The sequence below is a fragment of the Promicromonospora alba genome (assembly GCF_042654905.1).
Taxonomy (GTDB): Bacteria; Actinomycetota; Actinomycetes; order Actinomycetales; family Cellulomonadaceae; genus Promicromonospora; species Promicromonospora alba.
Window position 1 is genome coordinate 18,935 of sequence record NZ_JBHSFI010000010.1, and the last position, 15,016, is coordinate 33,950.

Sequence of the window (15,016 nt, forward strand, 5' to 3'; positions counted from 1 at the left end):
CGGACAGGCGCTCTACTTCGCGGATCCGGCAGGGTCAGCCCAGGTCCTTGACCCGGACGTCGCGGTAGTAGATCGTCTCCCCGCCTCCGTGGTTCTGGAGACCCACGTACCCCTGAGCGAGGTCGCGCGCGGGGTCGGTGCTGTCGAAGTCGTTCACCAGCACCCCGTTGAGCAGGACCTTGATGTTCTGCCCCACCACGCGGATCTCGTAGGAGTTCCACGAGCCCACGGGCTTCAGCGCCCGCTCCACCGCGTCCGGGTCCGCACCCTGGAAGGTGTAGATCGCCCCGGTCGTGCGGTCGGGCTCGTCGCTCGCGTCGACCTGGATCTCGTAACCCTGGTTGACGGCGACCCACGGGTCGTTCCCCGGGTTCGGGAAGCCGACGAAGATGCCGCCGTTGTCGTCCTTCACGAGCTTCCAGTCCAGCTTGAGGCTGTACGTGCCCAGCTCCTGGCCGGTGTGCCAGAGCAGCCCCATGCCGCCCGTGCTCCGGATCGAGCAGTCGGCCTGGCGGCCGAACGAGCCCGCGCCCGCCAGACGCCATCCGTCCAGCGACGCCGTGGTGCCGTCGAACAGGGCACGGTAGCCGCGCTCGTACTTCCCGGGCCGGCAGATGTCCTGGATGCCGCCGACAGTGAGGACGTCGAGGTTGACGTTGCCGTCGTCGTCGGCGTCGTAGCGCAGCGTGATCGTGTTGACGCCCTTGCGGAGCGGCAGGTCCCGTGTCGCCGTCGCCCACGTCTTCCAGTCACCCGTCGACTCCAGCGCCCACGGCTCGACCTCCTGGCCGTTGACCAGCACCGACACCGTCTTGGTGCCCTCGAACGGATTGGGTCCGTTCGAGTACCGCAGGCTCACGGGCTGGTTGCCACCGCGGCGGACGTCGGCGGTGAAGGTCGCCGAGGCGCCCACCTGCCCGAACCCGGCGGCGAAGCCGGAGCCGGAGTAGCCGCTGTGCTCGGTGGCCACGTTCGCACTGCCGCGCAGCGAGGCGTCCTCCGCCTCCAGGTACCCCTGCTCGGCCGGAGCCTTGTAGCCGGGGATCGCGTTGAGCGTGTACCAGGCCTCGGTGTTCCACAGCTCGCGGCCCTCGGCGTCCGCGAACGGGCGCGGGCTACGCAGGTGCACGACACGTCCCGGCTCGAGGCCGTCCACGGTGAGCGTCACCTTCGTGCGGTCGCGCGAGACCTTGGCGCCCGCGACGAACAGCGGACGCTCGTCGATCTTCGGCCCGCCGTAGTTGCGGGTCGGCACGTAGCGCCAGTGGTCCATCCGGAACGCCGCGTTCGGGTCCTCGGCGATCTTCGCGACCGTCTCCGCGGAGAGCGGCTGCGTGTACTCGACCTCGAAGCCCTTCTTGGTCACCCGCATCTCGGTCATGTCGAAAGCGTCCTCGCCGTTGGGCGTGAGCTTCTGCAGGCCGTAGCGCAGCTTGCCCGGCTCGCTCCAGTTGCCGCCCTCGCCGATACCGCCGACGTAGATGGCGCCGTCGGGTCCGACGACGGTGCGGTTGACGCCCGCCTCCAGGCCTGCCGAGTGCCGGAACACCGCACCCTGGTACTCGCCCTCGACCTTCTCGAGGAAGCCGCGCTGGAGGCCGCCGTACGTGACGTCGCCGAACACCAGCTGGCCCTCGTACGGGCCGTCCTCCAGCTGCACCGGAGCGCTCGGCGAGTTGCCGATCTCGTTCTGCGGCACCCAGAGGGCCGGTGCGGAGACGGGCTGGTCGTCGAACGGCCCGGCGGGGTTGGTGAAGTGGTTGAAGAACTTGCCCTGCTCGATGTGCACGAGCTTGGAGCTGGGCAGCCAGGCACCCTGGTTGTCCATCACGAACAGCTCGCCGTCGGGGCCCTTGACCATGCCGTTCGGCGTGCGCAGGCCGCCCGCCACGTACTCGATCTCGCCGGTCTCGCGGTCGACCCGGATGGCCGTGCCGCGGTTCGGGGCCGGCTGCGGGTCCGTGGTGGCGCCGCCGTTGTTGATGGCGACCGACAGGTTCACGTAGAAGTAGTCGTCGTCGTGCAGCAGGCCGAAGGCGAACTCGTGGAAGTTGCCGCCGAAGGGCCACTCGGCCACCGTGCGGTGGTCGTCGTAGAAGCCGTCCCCGTCAGGGTCGGTGAGCTCGGTGAGCTTGTCGCGCTCCGACACGTAGATCGAGTCGTCGATCACGGCGATGCCCAGCGGGTTGAACAGGTCGGTGGCGACCTTCTCGTAGGTCACCTGATCCTTCGAGGTCTCGCCGGTCACGTTGTCGAGCAGGAACACCTCACCCGGCTCGGGGTTCTCGACCCACCCACCGGGGCTGACCGAGCCGGTCGTGAGCACGGCGAGGCGGTCGTCGTCGGTCCAGTCGAGGCCGGCGACCATGGGCTCGAAGCCCTCGGGGCGCAGGTCCGTCAGGCTGTAGCCGGGGTACACGGAGTCCAGGCGCATGCCGTCGCCGGCCGTGTCGTCCTGCCCCTCGCAGTACTTGGTGCCCGGGGCGGTCACGCGCACGACGCCGGCCTCGGTGCTCAGCACGCTCTCGGGGACGACGACGAAGTCCGCCGTGCCCGGCGGGCGCCACTCGAGCCGCAGGATGTTGTCGTTGGTGTTGTCGAAGTACTCCACGCGCAGGTCGTGGAACCCGGCCTCGAGAGCGACGGTGCCCTCCTTCGACTCCGCGCCGTGCAGGCCGTCGTTGTCGATGACCTCGGCGTCGTCGATCACCAGCCGCGAGCCGTCGTCGCTGGTGAGCCGGAACTCGTAGTTCCCGGCGGACGGCACCGACAGGTTCGCGAGCGCGTGCGCGATGAAGCGCTCGCCCATGCCGAAGTCGGCCTCCGTCGAGTAGTCGATGGTCGGCTTGAGCTGGTCCACGTTCGGCGTCTGGCCGGAGCGGAGCGTGCACAGCTCGCTCAGGTCACGTGCCAGATCGTAGGTCCTCAGGGTGACGCCGGGTTCCTGCGGCGGCAGATCGTCCGCTGCCGACGCGAAGGGGACGGTTCCCGACAGCATCACCGCTGTCAGTGCTACGGCAGTCGCGCCTGCGGCTGCCTGTCTCGCGCGGATTCTGGTTCCACGTTGTCTCATCAGTACTCCTCGGTCGGCGTTGACCCTGCGGGCCCGAACCTACGAGGGACTTCTGCCGGTAGTCAAGCAGAAGTTGTCAACTGGTCACCATTAATCGCCCGGCCGTGCAGGCTGCCGGGCGGGACGGGCGCGGCCCTGCCCCGAACGCGTCGGCGCCCAGCTGACCGAAGTGGCGCACTCCGGGGAGATCGAGCGCCCAGCCCGCGAGCGCCCAGCCGAGATGTACGTGCGCCAGCGCGCGGGCGACGGCGGCGACGCCCTGCGCGCGTACGGCAGGCGCCTCGTAGGTGATGCGGTACAGGATCTCCGGGTGGTCGGCGGCCGGCCGGATCTCGAGGTTGACCGGGCTGCGGTGCGCGAACCAGCGGGCGACGCCCGTGCACTCCACGCAGTCGGCGGCGACCCACAGCGTCGCGGCCGGGAGCACCGGCGCGGGACGCCACCGCGGCAGCCACGGCCGCACAGCGGCGCGGTACGCCCGGTACGGCGGCCCGAACGCCTGCCGAAGCTGCTCCCCCTCGTGCCATTCGCCCAGCCCTGCCGAGTATCCGACGGCGACCAGGGTGCCGAGGAGGAGGGCGGGCTCGCCGAAGGCCAGGGCAAGCCCCGCGTACGAGGCGGCGATGGCCGCCTGCATCGGGTTGCGCAGGTACGCGTAGGGCCCGGAGGCGACCAGGCGTGACGGCGGGTCGTACGGAAGGGGCGTCCCGTGACCGACGGCGGCGAGCTCACGCATCGCGGCCAGGCCCGGCAGGCAGGCGAGCAGCGTGAGCTGGACGCCGATCGACGTGACCGGTGCGGGCCAGCGCGGCTCGGGCGAGAGGGCGAGCACCGGGAGGGCGAGCAGCAGTCCGCCGGCCCAGACCGCCTGCCCCCACGCCCGGAGCACCACGTGGGTGCGGCGCAGGGTCCAGCGAGCCAGGAGCAGTGCCGGCACCAGGGCGGTCGCGACCCCCAGCGCCTCGCCGACCAGCCAGGCACCGCCGAGCACGACCACCGGCTCACCGAGCGGCATGAGCGCCAGGTCCAGCCAGACCAGGGCGGCGGTCAGGAGCACGAGAGCTCCGATCCCCCTGCCCGGCCCGGTGCGGAGCCGGCTCTGGATCAGGGCGGGTACCGCTCCCCAGAGCAGCGACCAACCGAGCCAGAGGTCGACGGGCACGCCGAACCAGACGGCACCCGTCGCGCGGAACGTCCACCAGCCGAACGAGGACGCCGCGACGTTCAGCGGCAGGAGCAGGAGCGCGGCCCACGCCGTCGCTGTGACGGCGGCGCCGACCGCGCGTGGGCTCGGCGTCCGCCAGACGCAGAGGGCGACCACCAGCAGCAGCGGTCCGGCCACCGCCGCTCCGCGCACGACGACGACGGCCGTGGCCGGGTCGAGCAGGCCCGTCATGCGTCCGCCCGCTCCGCCGTGGCCGCGAACGTGTCGATCAGGTACTCGGCGGCCAGGCCTGACGCGTAGTGCTGGATCGGGCCGAAGTACCAGGAGGGGTCGAAGGTGCGCGTGTACTCCAGCGCCCAGGTGACCCGGGTGCGGCCGGCACCGGCCGCCTCCCACGTGACGTCGGCGGCGTGCAGGTCCATCCAGCGGGCCAGGGTCGTGTCGGAGGTGACGTCGAGTCGCAGGTGGCCCCCGCCGTCGGACACCTGGGACTGCGCGACGCGCAGCGACATCGCCCGCGGCGTCGTCCCCGCGTTGATCCCGAGGCTGCGCCGCGGGGTAAAGGTCACGTGCCGCTCGTCGCCCACCCGGAGCCCGTGCCCCATGGCGGACACCGGCTCAGGGAACGGGACGGCACGCAGGAACGGCGCCTCGAACTCCCCGTAGGCGGGCGGGGCGGCCAGTGCGGCGGCCACCTGCTCGGGCGTCGCCTGCACGACGACGGTCGCGACGCCGGCGTCCTCCCGTGGCAGCAGGCTGAACCCGCCGACCCCCTCGGCCACCAGCACGAGGAGCAGCGGCGCCGCCGCGAGCGCACGCCCTCGATGGTTGCGGAACCTCTGGACGATCCCGCCGACGAGCGCCGCGATGCCGTAGAACAGCGGAGCCGCGATGACCAGGCACACGATCCCCTCGTCCAGGAGCGGACCCGCGAGCGCGAGCCCCACGGTCGTGGTCGCCAGGGCGGTACCGACGGCGCTCCTGGGCCGGGCGGTGAGGATCACGGTGAGGGCGATGACCGCCGGGATGCCCACGTAGAAGAGGGCGGTCTGCTGCGCGCCCGCCGAGTCGAGAAGCTTGGCCGCGAGCATGGCGGCGAACAGCGCGAGGGCGATCCCAGCCAGCAGGAGCCGGGCGCGCCGGGCCTCGGGCGCCAGCGGAGGGCGTGGGGCACGGGGCGGCTCGGGATCGGCGTCCCACTGCGCATCGGACCGCAGGTCCCGGCGGTCGTGCCATCGGGGGTCGGGGTCGATCTCCCGGGGCGGGGGCGTTGGCTCGTCGGCCGGCTTGCTGGTGGGCTCGTTGGTGGGCTCGTGCACGGCGTCCTCCGTGGTCGTCACCCGGCGGGCCGCACGGGTTGTCGTCGCTCGATCTGATCGTCGAGTTGATCACTCGATTTGATCAGTCGCTTTAATCAGGTGATTAAAGCATATGATCAAGCGACGACGGAAGGAGCCGGTGATGGCCCAGACAGGGCGTGGGACGGCCGAGGACACACGCAGGCGGCTGCTGGACGCGGCAGACCAGGTGCTGCGCGAGCAGGGTTATGCCGGGGCGTCGGCCAGGTCCATCGCGACGGCGGCCAAGGCCAACTCGGCGCTGGTCTTCTACCACTTCGGGGGTGTCGACCAGCTGCTCCTGGCGGCGCTCGACCGAGCCACCGAGGAACGCATGGCGCTGCACCGCGCCACGGCAGAGAAGGCCCGCACGGTCGAGGAGCTGGTCGAGGCAGCGACCACCATCTACCGCACCGACCTGGAGCGCGGGTATCTCGCCCAGTTCGGCGAGCTCGTCGCGGCCGCCGTCACCAAGCCGGCGCTGCGGGCGGAGATCAGCGTGCGCGCCGAGCCCTGGGTCGGCTTCGTCGCCGAGCAGTGGGAACGCGTCGTCGGCGGGACGCCGCTGGGCAAGCTCCTGCCCGCGCGCGACGTCGCCGACGCCGCGATCACGTTCTACCTGGGCGTGAACCTGTTCTCGGTGATCGACCCCGACCGGCAGCGCACCGACGGCGTCTTCGCCCTCGCCGCTCGGCTCGCGCCGCAGGCGAAGCTGCTCACCATGCGGCTCCCGGGCCGCCGCTGACGGACCGGGGGTGAGTGGCCGGCCCGTCGACCGGGCCGGCTACGACCGGACGGCTCACAGCGCCTCGGGACCGCCCTCCAGCAGCTTCTTGAAACCGTCCTCGTCCAGGGTCGGGATCTCCAGGGCCTCCGCCTTGGCCGCCTTGGTGCCGGCGTTCTCCCCCAGCACCACGTAGTCGGTCTTCTTCGAGACCGAGCCGGAGGCCTTGCCTCCCGCGGCGATGATGGCCTCCTTGGCGCCGTCGCGCGTGAAGTCCTCCAGCGAACCGGTCACCACCACGGTCAGGCCGGCGAGCGGGCCGGTGGGCCCGGTGTCGGCCTCCGCCATCGCGGCAGGTCCCGGATGCCCCGGCGTGGCGAGCTCGACACCCGCCGCGCGCCATGCCGCGAGGATCTCCCGGTGCCAGTCCACCGTGAGCCATTCCTTGATCTCGGCAGCGATCACCGGGCCGACGCCGTCGACCGCTGCCAGCTCCTCCTCCGACGCGGCCTCGATCGCGTCCACCGAACCGAACCAGCCCGCGAGCGCCCGCGCCGCCACCGGCCCGACGTGCCGGATGTTCAGGGAGACGAGCTTGCGCCACAGCTCCTTCGTCTTGGCGCGCTCCAGCTCTTCGAGGAGCTTCGTCGCGCTGGCCGACGGCGCCCACTCGGGCAGGGTCTCACCGGCTTCCTCGGCCGCGGCGCGCTGCGCCTTGCTGTACGACAGCTTGCGCCGGAACGGGGTCCGCCGGCGCACGACGCCGTCGTCGTCCATCTTGGGCAGGCCGGTGTCCGCATCGCGGACCACCGCTTCGATGGGCAGGAGCTGGTCGAGCGTGAGGGAGAACAGCTGGGCCTCGGTGACCAGGGGCGGGGTCTCCGGCACGTCGGGCTGCGTGAGCGCCGCGGCGGTGACCTCACCGAGGACCTCGATGTCGAGGCCGCCGCGCGAACCGATGTGCTCGACGCGCCCGCGTACCTGGGCCGGGCACGACTCCGCGTTCGGGCAGCGCAGGTCGACGTCGGCCTCCTTCATGGCGCGCAGCGGCGTGCCGCACTCCGGGCACTCCGCGGGCATGACGAACTCCTCGCGCGGGTAGCCGTCGTCGGCCAGGGCGGACACCGGCCCGACGATCTCCGGGATGACGTCACCCGCCTTGCGCAGCACCACGACGTCACCGATACGCACGCCCTTGGCCCGCACCACGTCCTGGTTGTGTAGCGTCGCCTGACGCACCGTGGAGCCCGCGACCTTCACCGGCTCCATGACGGCGTACGGGGTAGCCCGGCCGGTACGGCCCACACCGACCTGGATCGCGAGCAGGCGCGTGTTGACCTCCTCCGGCGGGTACTTGAACGCGATGGCCCAGCGCGGCGCACGACTGGTGGACCCGAGCCGGCGCTGCCGCGCGAGGGCATCGACCTTGAGGACGATCCCGTCGAGCTCGTGCTCGATGTCGTGCCGGTGCTCGCGGAAGTACTCGATCATCTCGAGTGCCCCGTCCAGGCCGTCGACCACCCGGTTGTGCGGGGAGACCGGGATGCCCCACTGCTCGAACAGGGTGTAGGCGTCGGACTGCCGCTCCAGCTCCGCGTGCTCGCCCTCCTGCCACTGCAGCGCCCCCACACCGTGCGCGTACATGCGCAGGCCTTCCACGCGGGCGAGACCCGCCTCCAGCTCGAGCCCGTCCTTGTTCTCCAGCAGCTGCCGCAGGCCACCTGCCGCGGCGTTGCGCGGGTTGGCGAACTGCGGGAACCGGCGGAGCGCTGCGATACGCGCTCGTTCGACGTCGAACTCCTTGCCGCCGGTGCTCCGTGCGGACCGTTCGCGTGCGTCCTCGACCGCCCGCTCGCGCAGCTCGGCCTGCAGCTCGTTGAGCCGCGCGAAGGTGGCGACCGGGATGAACACCTCGCCCCGCACCTCGACGACGTCGGGGTGCCCCTCGCCGGTGAGGGTCTGGGGGATCTCGGCGATCCGCAGCACGTTGCGGGTCACGTCCTCGCCGACTCGCCCGTCGCCGCGCGTGACGCCGCGCACCAGGCGCCCCTTCTCGTAGACCAGGGAGATCGCCAGGCCGTCGATCTTGACCTCGCACAGCAGCCCCGGACGGTCCGTGCCGAGGTCACGGTTGACCTTCTCCGCCCACACGGCAAGCTCGTCGGTGCTGAACGCGTTGTCGAGCGAGAGCATGCGTTCGATGTGCTCGACCGTGACGAACCCCGCCGTCGCCACGCCGCCGACACTCTGCGTGGGCGAGTCCGGCGTCACCAGGGCGGGGTGGGCCGCCTCGAGCTCCTCCAGCTCACGCAGCCGCATGTCGTAGTCGGCGTCCGACGACTTCGGTGCGTCGTTCTCGTAGTACGCCCGCCGGTCCTCCTCGATCCCGGCCACCAGCTCGGCCCACCGCCGCTGTGCGGTGGCCTCGTCGCTCGTGGCTTCTTCACGTTCCGGGATGCCTGTCGTCTCGCTCACAGACACAATCATGGACTGAACCACTGACATTCGAGTGGCGTGTCGCCGGACCCTGTTCCGAAAGGTCAGCCGACCTGGGCATTCGCCTCGATCGACCCCTATCGCACAGGGTCCGACACCGCTACCATTCGTGAAAAATGCCGGAAATCTACTGAGAGCAGGGGCCCCTTGAAGATCGCCGTCGTCGGTGCCGGTTTCGCAGGACTGGCTACCGCGAAGATCCTCCGCGAGTTCGAGCACGACGTCACAGTCTTCGAGAAGGCGCCGGACGTCGGCGGGGTGTGGAGCGCGACCCGCCGGTACTCGGGCCTCCGGACGCAGAACAACAAGGACTCGTACGCCTTCTCGGACCTGCCGATGCCCCGGGACTATCCCGAGTGGCCCACCGGCGAGCAGGTCCAGGCCTACCTCGAGCGCTACGTCGCGAAGTTCGAGCTGCGCCCTGTCCTGCGGCTCGCCACCGAGGTCGTCCGCGCCGAGCTGACCGACGCCGAGGACGGCTGGATGATCACCGCGCGGCGCATCGGCGCCCCGGTCTCCGCGCCCGAGCGGTTCGACCACCTGGTGGTCGCGAACGGGATCTTCTCCGACCCGGTCTTCCCGCAGTACGAGGGGTACGCCGACCTCGTCCGCGCCGGCGGCAAGCTCGTCGCCTCCAGCCAGCTCAACACGCTGGACGACGCCCGCGACAAGCACGTGGTGGTCGTCGGGTACGGCAAGTCGGCGTGCGACGTCGCCGCCGAGATCGGCCAGGTGGCCAAGTCCACCACCGTCGTGGCCCGGCGCCTGCTGTGGAAGATGCCGAAGCGCATCGCCAGCACCCTGAACATGAAGTACCTGCTGCTGTCCCGCCTCGGCGAGGCGCTGTTCCGCTACCAGGAGCTGCCCAACAGCATGGAGCGCTTCCTGCACGGCCCCGGGGACAAGGTACGTGCGGGCATGCTCTCGAGCATCGGATCCGTCGCGACGTGGCAGTTCAAGCTCAAGAAGCTCGGCCTGGTCCCGCACGGCGAGTTCGCCGACATCGCCAACAGCACGGTGTCGCTGTCCACCGACGGGTTCTACGAGCAGGTCGCCGACGGGACCATCAAGGTCCACCGCGACACCGAGATCGAGCGCTTCGAGGTCGAGGGCGACCACCCGGTGGCCGTGCTGAGCGACGGCGCCCGGATCCCGGCCGAGCTCGTGGTCTGCGGTACCGGGTTCCACCAGCGCGTGCCGTTCCTCGACGACACCATCGCCGCCCGCCTGGTGGACGACCAGGGCAACTACCAGCTCTACCGCCAGATCCTGCCCGAGGGCGTGCCGAACCTGACCTTCGCCGGCTACAACTCGTCGCTGTTCTCGCCGCTGTCCGCCGAGGCCGGCGCGATCTGGATCGCCGCGTACCTGGCCGGCGTCGTCGAGCTGCCGCCGATCGAGGAGCGGCGCAAGCACGTGGCCGAGCGCGTGGCGTGGATGGAGAAGCGCACGGGCGGGAAGCACGCCCGCGGCACCAACGTCATCCCGTTCTCGATGCACCAGATCGACGAGACGCTCGACGAGGCCGGCGTGAACATCAGCTCCACCGCCCAGACCATCCAGTGGCTCCTGCCGATCAACCCGGCGGTCTACAAGAACGTGGTGCCGCGGCTCAAGGAGAAGGTCAAGGAGCGGGCGGCCGCGGAGTCCTGAGACCTACGTCGGTCGGGCCTGTCGAGGGGTCTCGACAGGCCCGACCGGCGGTGGGGCTTGATCACCGGTGGGCGGTCTCGACGAGCTCGACCGGCGGTGACGCAGGCGGTCAGCGCTCGGCGCGCGGGCCGCCCTCGGTCAGCGGTGTCGTGAACCGGACGGGCAGCTTGCGCGGGTAGCGCGACCACGGCGAGGCCGACATCTTGAGCGAGTCCGCCGGGACCGACAGCTCCATGTCGAGGATCCGGCGCAGCAGGGTGTCCACGGCGATCCGGCCGATGAGCGGCCCGATCCGGTGGGCGGGGCACGCGTGCGCGCCGGCACCCCAGGTCAGGTGGAACCGGCTGCCCAGCTCCTCCCACGGGTCGTCGGTCCGGATCGCCCGGTCGGCGTTCGCGGCGGCGACGGCAGGGACGAGGGCGTCACCGTACGCGATCCGGCGTCCGCCCAGCTCGCAGTCCTGCCGGGCGAACCGGGGCAGCACGTGCGGGGCGGGCGGGTTGCGCCGGGACACCTCGTCCAGGGCGTCGTCCAGGTCGAGCCGGCCGCGCCGAACCCGGGCGGCGAAGGCCGGGTCGGTCAAGATCATGTGCAGTGTGCTCGCGATCCAGGCGATCTCGGCGTCGTGCCCCAGGCTGAACATCACGCCGATCGAGGCCATCACCTCGACGTCGTTCTCGTGGTTCGGATGGTTGACCAGGGCGGTGGTCAGGTCCTCGCCCGGCTCGGCCCGGTGCGTCGCCACGAGCACGGCCAGCAGGTTCTCCTGCTCCATCGCGGCGGCGCGCGCCCGCTCCCGGCCCGCGTAGACCGCCTCGGTGAGCTCGTGCATCCGGTTCCCGTCGGACAGGCTCATGCCGAACATCTCGGTCATGACCATCACGGGGACCGCCACGGCGTAGTCCTTGACCAGGTCCGCCTCGCCGCGGGGCATCAGCCGGTCGATGATCGCCTCGCACGTCACGGCGACCGTACGGGCGAGACGCTTCTCGTCGATGGCGCCCAGGGCGTCGTCGAGCGGGGCACGCAGCCGGCGCTGCTGCATGCCGTCCAGGTAGTACGCGCTCTCGCGCGGCGCCAGCGCGGCGAAGACCCCCGAGTCGTCGGGCAGGGACCGCTCCTGGACGTAGCGCCAGTTGCGGGAGTTGCGGGAGAACAGCAGCTCGTTGCGCATCACGCTGCTCGCCTCGTCGTACCCCAGGACGAGCCAGGCGGGGACGCCGGGCTCGAGATCCATCGGCGCGACCGGGCCCCACTCGTCACGGAGCTGCTCGTACAGCTTGTGCGGATCCCGGGCCGACGTGATCTCCGACAGCTGCATCCGGTCCGAGATGTCTTCCAGCCGGAGGTGCAGTCTGTTGGCGAGTGTCACGCGTTGACCTTCTGGAACACCGGGAACGTCATCGCGTGCTCGACGAGGGTGATCAGGGTGAGTACGGCGGACTGCCGGTCGCGTGCGTCGCACTCGACGATCGGCGTCTCGGGCAGCAGGTCCAGCGCGGCGCGGACCCGCTCCAGCGGATAGTTCGGCGAGTCCGGGAACTGGTTGACGACCACCGCGAACGGGATCTTCGTCCGCAGCTCCAGCTGGTCCAGCACCTCGAAGCTGTCCTCGAGGTGCCGGGTGTCGATCATGACCAGCGCACCGACGGCGCCGTCGGCCAGGCCCGCCCACAGGTCCCAGAAGCGGCGCTGACCCGGGGTGCCGAACAGATACAGGGCGATGTCGTCGGTCACGGTGATGCGACCGAAGTCCATCGCGACCGTCGTCGTCTCCTTGTTCGGCTGCCCCGGGTCGATGCCGACGCTCGCCGTGGTGATGCGCTCCTCGGTGCGCAGCGGGTCGATCTCGCTCACCGCACCGATCAGCGTCGTCTTGCCCACGCCGAAGGCGCCCACCACCAGCACCTTGACCGACCGCGCAACGGTCGGTGCCAGGTGCTGCCCGGGCGCCGGGCGGTCAGAGCTTGCGGAGTCCATCGAGAATCTTCTCCAGGATGTCCTTGCCGGGCAGGACGTGCGCTTGGTGGTTGGAACGAATCGTCAGGTTCCCCGTGTCGACCAGGTCCGAGACCATGACCGCCACGAGGCTCACGGGCAGCTGCAGGTAGGCAGCCACCTCGGCCAGCGCGAGCGTGCCGCGGCACAGCTCGACCAGCTCACGCTCCAGCCGGCTCGCCGTCGAGAGCACTGGCCGGCTCTCCACCGCACGTACAAGTGTCTCCGGGCGCAGCGTGTTGCGCGACGGGTGCGCCCGCCCCGAGGTGAGCACGTACGAGCGCACCGGGTGATCGCGGTACTCCTCGGTGTCCATCCCCTCGCCCCCTGTTGGTCGGTCAGGTATCGGTCGAGCTGGTGGTGCCTGGTACGGCCAAGCCTCACGAGGCTCGGGTGGTGCTTTCCGAAATGGTGCCTGGGGCGGGGTCAGCTGGAGATCCGCTCCGTGCCCAGGGTGCGCTCCCCGATCATGAGGACCTGGGCCTGCATCTGCTGGGCAATCAGCGCCGGGTCGATCACCGTCTCCGTGACGACCGCGAGCCGCGAACCGTCACCGGCGCCCCGCACGAAGAGGAATCCGCCGTCGAACTCAACCATCACCTGGCGGATCGTCTCGCTGTTCCCGAACTCCCTGCTCATTCCCATCCCCAGCGCCACAAGTCCGGCGCAAGCCGCCGCTACCTTGTCGGCCACGTCCAGCGGGGTCTGGTCCGTCCGAACCTTCATCAGGCCGTCGGAGGTGAGCACGACTACATGCTTGACCCCCCGTACACCACTGATGAGCTCGAGCATCCAGCTATTACCGTCAGTGCTGGTCATGCCGTCGGCGTGCGTAGTCATCGGTCCTCCGAAGGTCCACCGGCTCCAGCCGGCGGTTCGCTGCTGTCTGGTGAGTCCCCGAACTGCGCCTCGGTCGAGCTGAAGAAGGCACCCATCCACTCACCGGCCTCCTCGGCCGTCTGAGCGGGACCAGGAGCTTCGGTACGGGGCTCCGTGGTCTTGGTCCGGTCGTCGGTCGCTTCCGCCTCTCCGCGGCGCGATCGCCGCTGCGGGAGCGCAGACGGCTCGGGGAACTCGTCGTCCTCGGGGCGTGCTCGCCCAGGACGCAGGGGCAGCTCGCCAGGGGCCTGCACCGGGGCTCCGGCCACGGGCGTCTCCTCCTCTTCGTCGACCACGACGCCGGGCGCGCTCAGCGGCTCGACGGGAACCACGGTCGCCGGGTCGGGCGCCGCGGGTGCGGGCCACTCGTCGTCGTCCGCGGGCTTTGCGCTGGGCAGCTCGGTCACGAGCGGTGCCTCGGCGACTGCGGTGGCGCTGCGACGGGATCCGAGTGCGGAGGCCCCGCTGGTGTGGGAGCCGGCGCTGGGCAGCGTCGCTGCGGGCGTGAGCATGCCCGACGGCACCACTGCCTCGGTGAGCTCCGCCGGGATCATGACGATGGCGCGGAGGCCGCCGTACACCGACTCGGTGACGTCCACGCGGAAGCCGTGGCGCCGCGCGTAGGTACCGACGACGGCCAGGCCGGTCTGCGGGATCTCGCCCAGCTCGGTGATGCTGATCTCGCGCTTCCCGGAGGCGATGTCGCGCGCCTGCTCGAGCTGCTTGAGGTCGAGGCCCACACCGCAGTCGTCGATCTCGACGACCGCGCCGCGCTGCACCTGGCGCAGCGAGACGAGCACCTGCGTGGTGGGCGGGGAGGACTGCGTGGCGTTGGACAGCAGCTCGGCCACGAGGTGGATGAGCGGCTCGACGATGCGCGCCGAGACGGCGACGCCGGGGTCACCCGACACCTCGACCCGGTGGAACGCCGTGATCCGGCTGGCGGCGCCCTTGACGACGTCGGGCAGCGGGAGCGGTTCGCTCCACTGCTGGCCCGGCCACTCGCCGCACAGCGCCGCGAGGCTCTGCGCCTGACGGGCCTGCTGAGCGGCGGCGTGGTCGACGCGCATCGACGTCTGCAGGATGTCCGGGTCGGTGGGGTGACGCTGGACCATGCGCGCCGCCTCCTCCTGGATGCGGTGCGCGGCGGCCTGGACCTTGCGGCTCAGGGCGACCACTGCGACCTGGACGGCGTCGCGACGAGCGACACGTTCCTCCTGCACCCGGGCGAGCATGGCGGCGGCCTCGTCCAGACGAGCCTGGGCACCCGCGTCACCCGGAAGGTGCGGGAGCGGCGGGGCGGGCTCGCTGTCGAGGAACGCGGGAAGCTGCTCGTTCGCCAGGGCGTCGAGCGCCCGGGACGCCGCGTCCGCACGTTCCTCGGCCCGGCGGTGTGCCAGGACCAGGTCCTCGTGCGCGGCGAGGTCGTCACGAGAGGACCGCGCGGCGATCAGCGCGGCCGCCACCGCGAGCCCGACGGCGGCGATGCCGACGAGCCATGCGGGCCACGTGGACGAGGCCCCGGTGGCGGTGAACAGGACTGGTGCTACGAGTACATAGGCAAGCACGCCGGCGACGCACACCCAAGGTGCGACCTGGCGCAGCCTGCTCGGCGGAGGAGAAGAAGACATCGAGCTCACCGAGCCGATCCCCCTAATAGTTGTCTCGTCAGAGTTTGGGAAGGCGGGACA

At 71.0% G+C, this 15,016-nt stretch carries 11 protein-coding genes; 2 read left to right on the top strand and 9 right to left on the bottom strand.

The window, feature by feature from the left end:
- Positions 1-34: 34 nt before the first annotated feature.
- The 3 genes from ACFO6V_RS26990 to ACFO6V_RS27000 form a co-directional block, all read right to left on the bottom strand.
- Positions 35-3,073, bottom strand: coding sequence for a 3-keto-alpha-glucoside-1,2-lyase-like domain-containing protein (locus ACFO6V_RS26990; RefSeq protein WP_377141950.1), 3,039 nt, complete (start codon positions 3,071-3,073; stop codon positions 35-37).
- A 76-nt stretch (positions 3,074-3,149) separates the two neighbouring features.
- Positions 3,150-4,469: a methyltransferase family protein gene (locus ACFO6V_RS26995; protein ID WP_377141952.1), complete on the bottom strand. Its 1,320-nt coding sequence runs from the start codon at positions 4,467-4,469 to the stop codon at positions 3,150-3,152.
- On the bottom strand, positions 4,466-5,578 hold the full coding sequence (locus ACFO6V_RS27000) for a hypothetical protein (protein WP_377141954.1): 1,113 nt from the start codon (positions 5,576-5,578) through the stop codon (positions 4,466-4,468). The genes ACFO6V_RS26995 and ACFO6V_RS27000 overlap by 4 nt, the downstream gene beginning before the upstream one ends.
- Before the next feature lie 121 nt (positions 5,579-5,699).
- On the opposite strand from ACFO6V_RS27000, the gene ACFO6V_RS27005 reads away from it, so the two are divergent.
- Positions 5,700-6,320: a TetR/AcrR family transcriptional regulator gene (locus ACFO6V_RS27005; protein ID WP_377141956.1), complete on the top strand. Its 621-nt coding sequence runs from the start codon at positions 5,700-5,702 to the stop codon at positions 6,318-6,320.
- Positions 6,321-6,374: 54 nt separating this feature from the next.
- On the opposite strand, the gene ligA is transcribed toward ACFO6V_RS27005, so the two are convergent.
- A complete protein-coding gene (ligA, locus tag ACFO6V_RS27010; RefSeq protein ID WP_377141959.1) occupies positions 6,375-8,786 on the bottom strand; it encodes an NAD-dependent DNA ligase LigA in 2,412 nt (803 codons plus the stop codon).
- A gap of 156 nt (positions 8,787-8,942) precedes the next feature.
- On the opposite strand from ligA, the gene ACFO6V_RS27015 reads away from it, so the two are divergent.
- A complete protein-coding gene (locus tag ACFO6V_RS27015; RefSeq protein WP_377141961.1) occupies positions 8,943-10,448 on the top strand; it encodes a flavin-containing monooxygenase in 1,506 nt (501 codons plus the stop codon).
- A gap of 109 nt (positions 10,449-10,557) precedes the next feature.
- On the opposite strand, the gene ACFO6V_RS27020 is transcribed toward ACFO6V_RS27015, so the two are convergent.
- The 5 genes from ACFO6V_RS27020 to ACFO6V_RS27040 form a co-directional block, all read right to left on the bottom strand.
- Positions 10,558-11,820 (bottom strand): cytochrome P450 family protein, encoded by a 1,263-nt coding sequence (locus ACFO6V_RS27020; RefSeq protein WP_377141964.1) that lies wholly within the window; start codon positions 11,818-11,820, stop codon positions 10,558-10,560.
- A complete protein-coding gene (locus ACFO6V_RS27025) occupies positions 11,817-12,428 on the bottom strand; it encodes a GTP-binding protein (protein WP_432895983.1) in 612 nt (203 codons plus the stop codon). The genes ACFO6V_RS27020 and ACFO6V_RS27025 overlap by 4 nt, the downstream gene beginning before the upstream one ends.
- On the bottom strand, positions 12,409-12,762 hold the full coding sequence (locus ACFO6V_RS27030; protein ID WP_275005546.1) for a DUF742 domain-containing protein: 354 nt from the start codon (positions 12,760-12,762) through the stop codon (positions 12,409-12,411). The genes ACFO6V_RS27025 and ACFO6V_RS27030 overlap by 20 nt, the downstream gene beginning before the upstream one ends.
- A 110-nt stretch (positions 12,763-12,872) precedes the next feature.
- Complete coding sequence (locus tag ACFO6V_RS27035) at positions 12,873-13,286, bottom strand: roadblock/LC7 domain-containing protein (RefSeq protein WP_207775687.1); 414 nt, start codon at positions 13,284-13,286, stop codon at positions 12,873-12,875.
- Positions 13,283-14,956: an ATP-binding protein gene (locus ACFO6V_RS27040; protein ID WP_377141968.1), complete on the bottom strand. Its 1,674-nt coding sequence runs from the start codon at positions 14,954-14,956 to the stop codon at positions 13,283-13,285. The genes ACFO6V_RS27035 and ACFO6V_RS27040 overlap by 4 nt, the downstream gene beginning before the upstream one ends.
- Positions 14,957-15,016 lie beyond the last annotated feature (60 nt).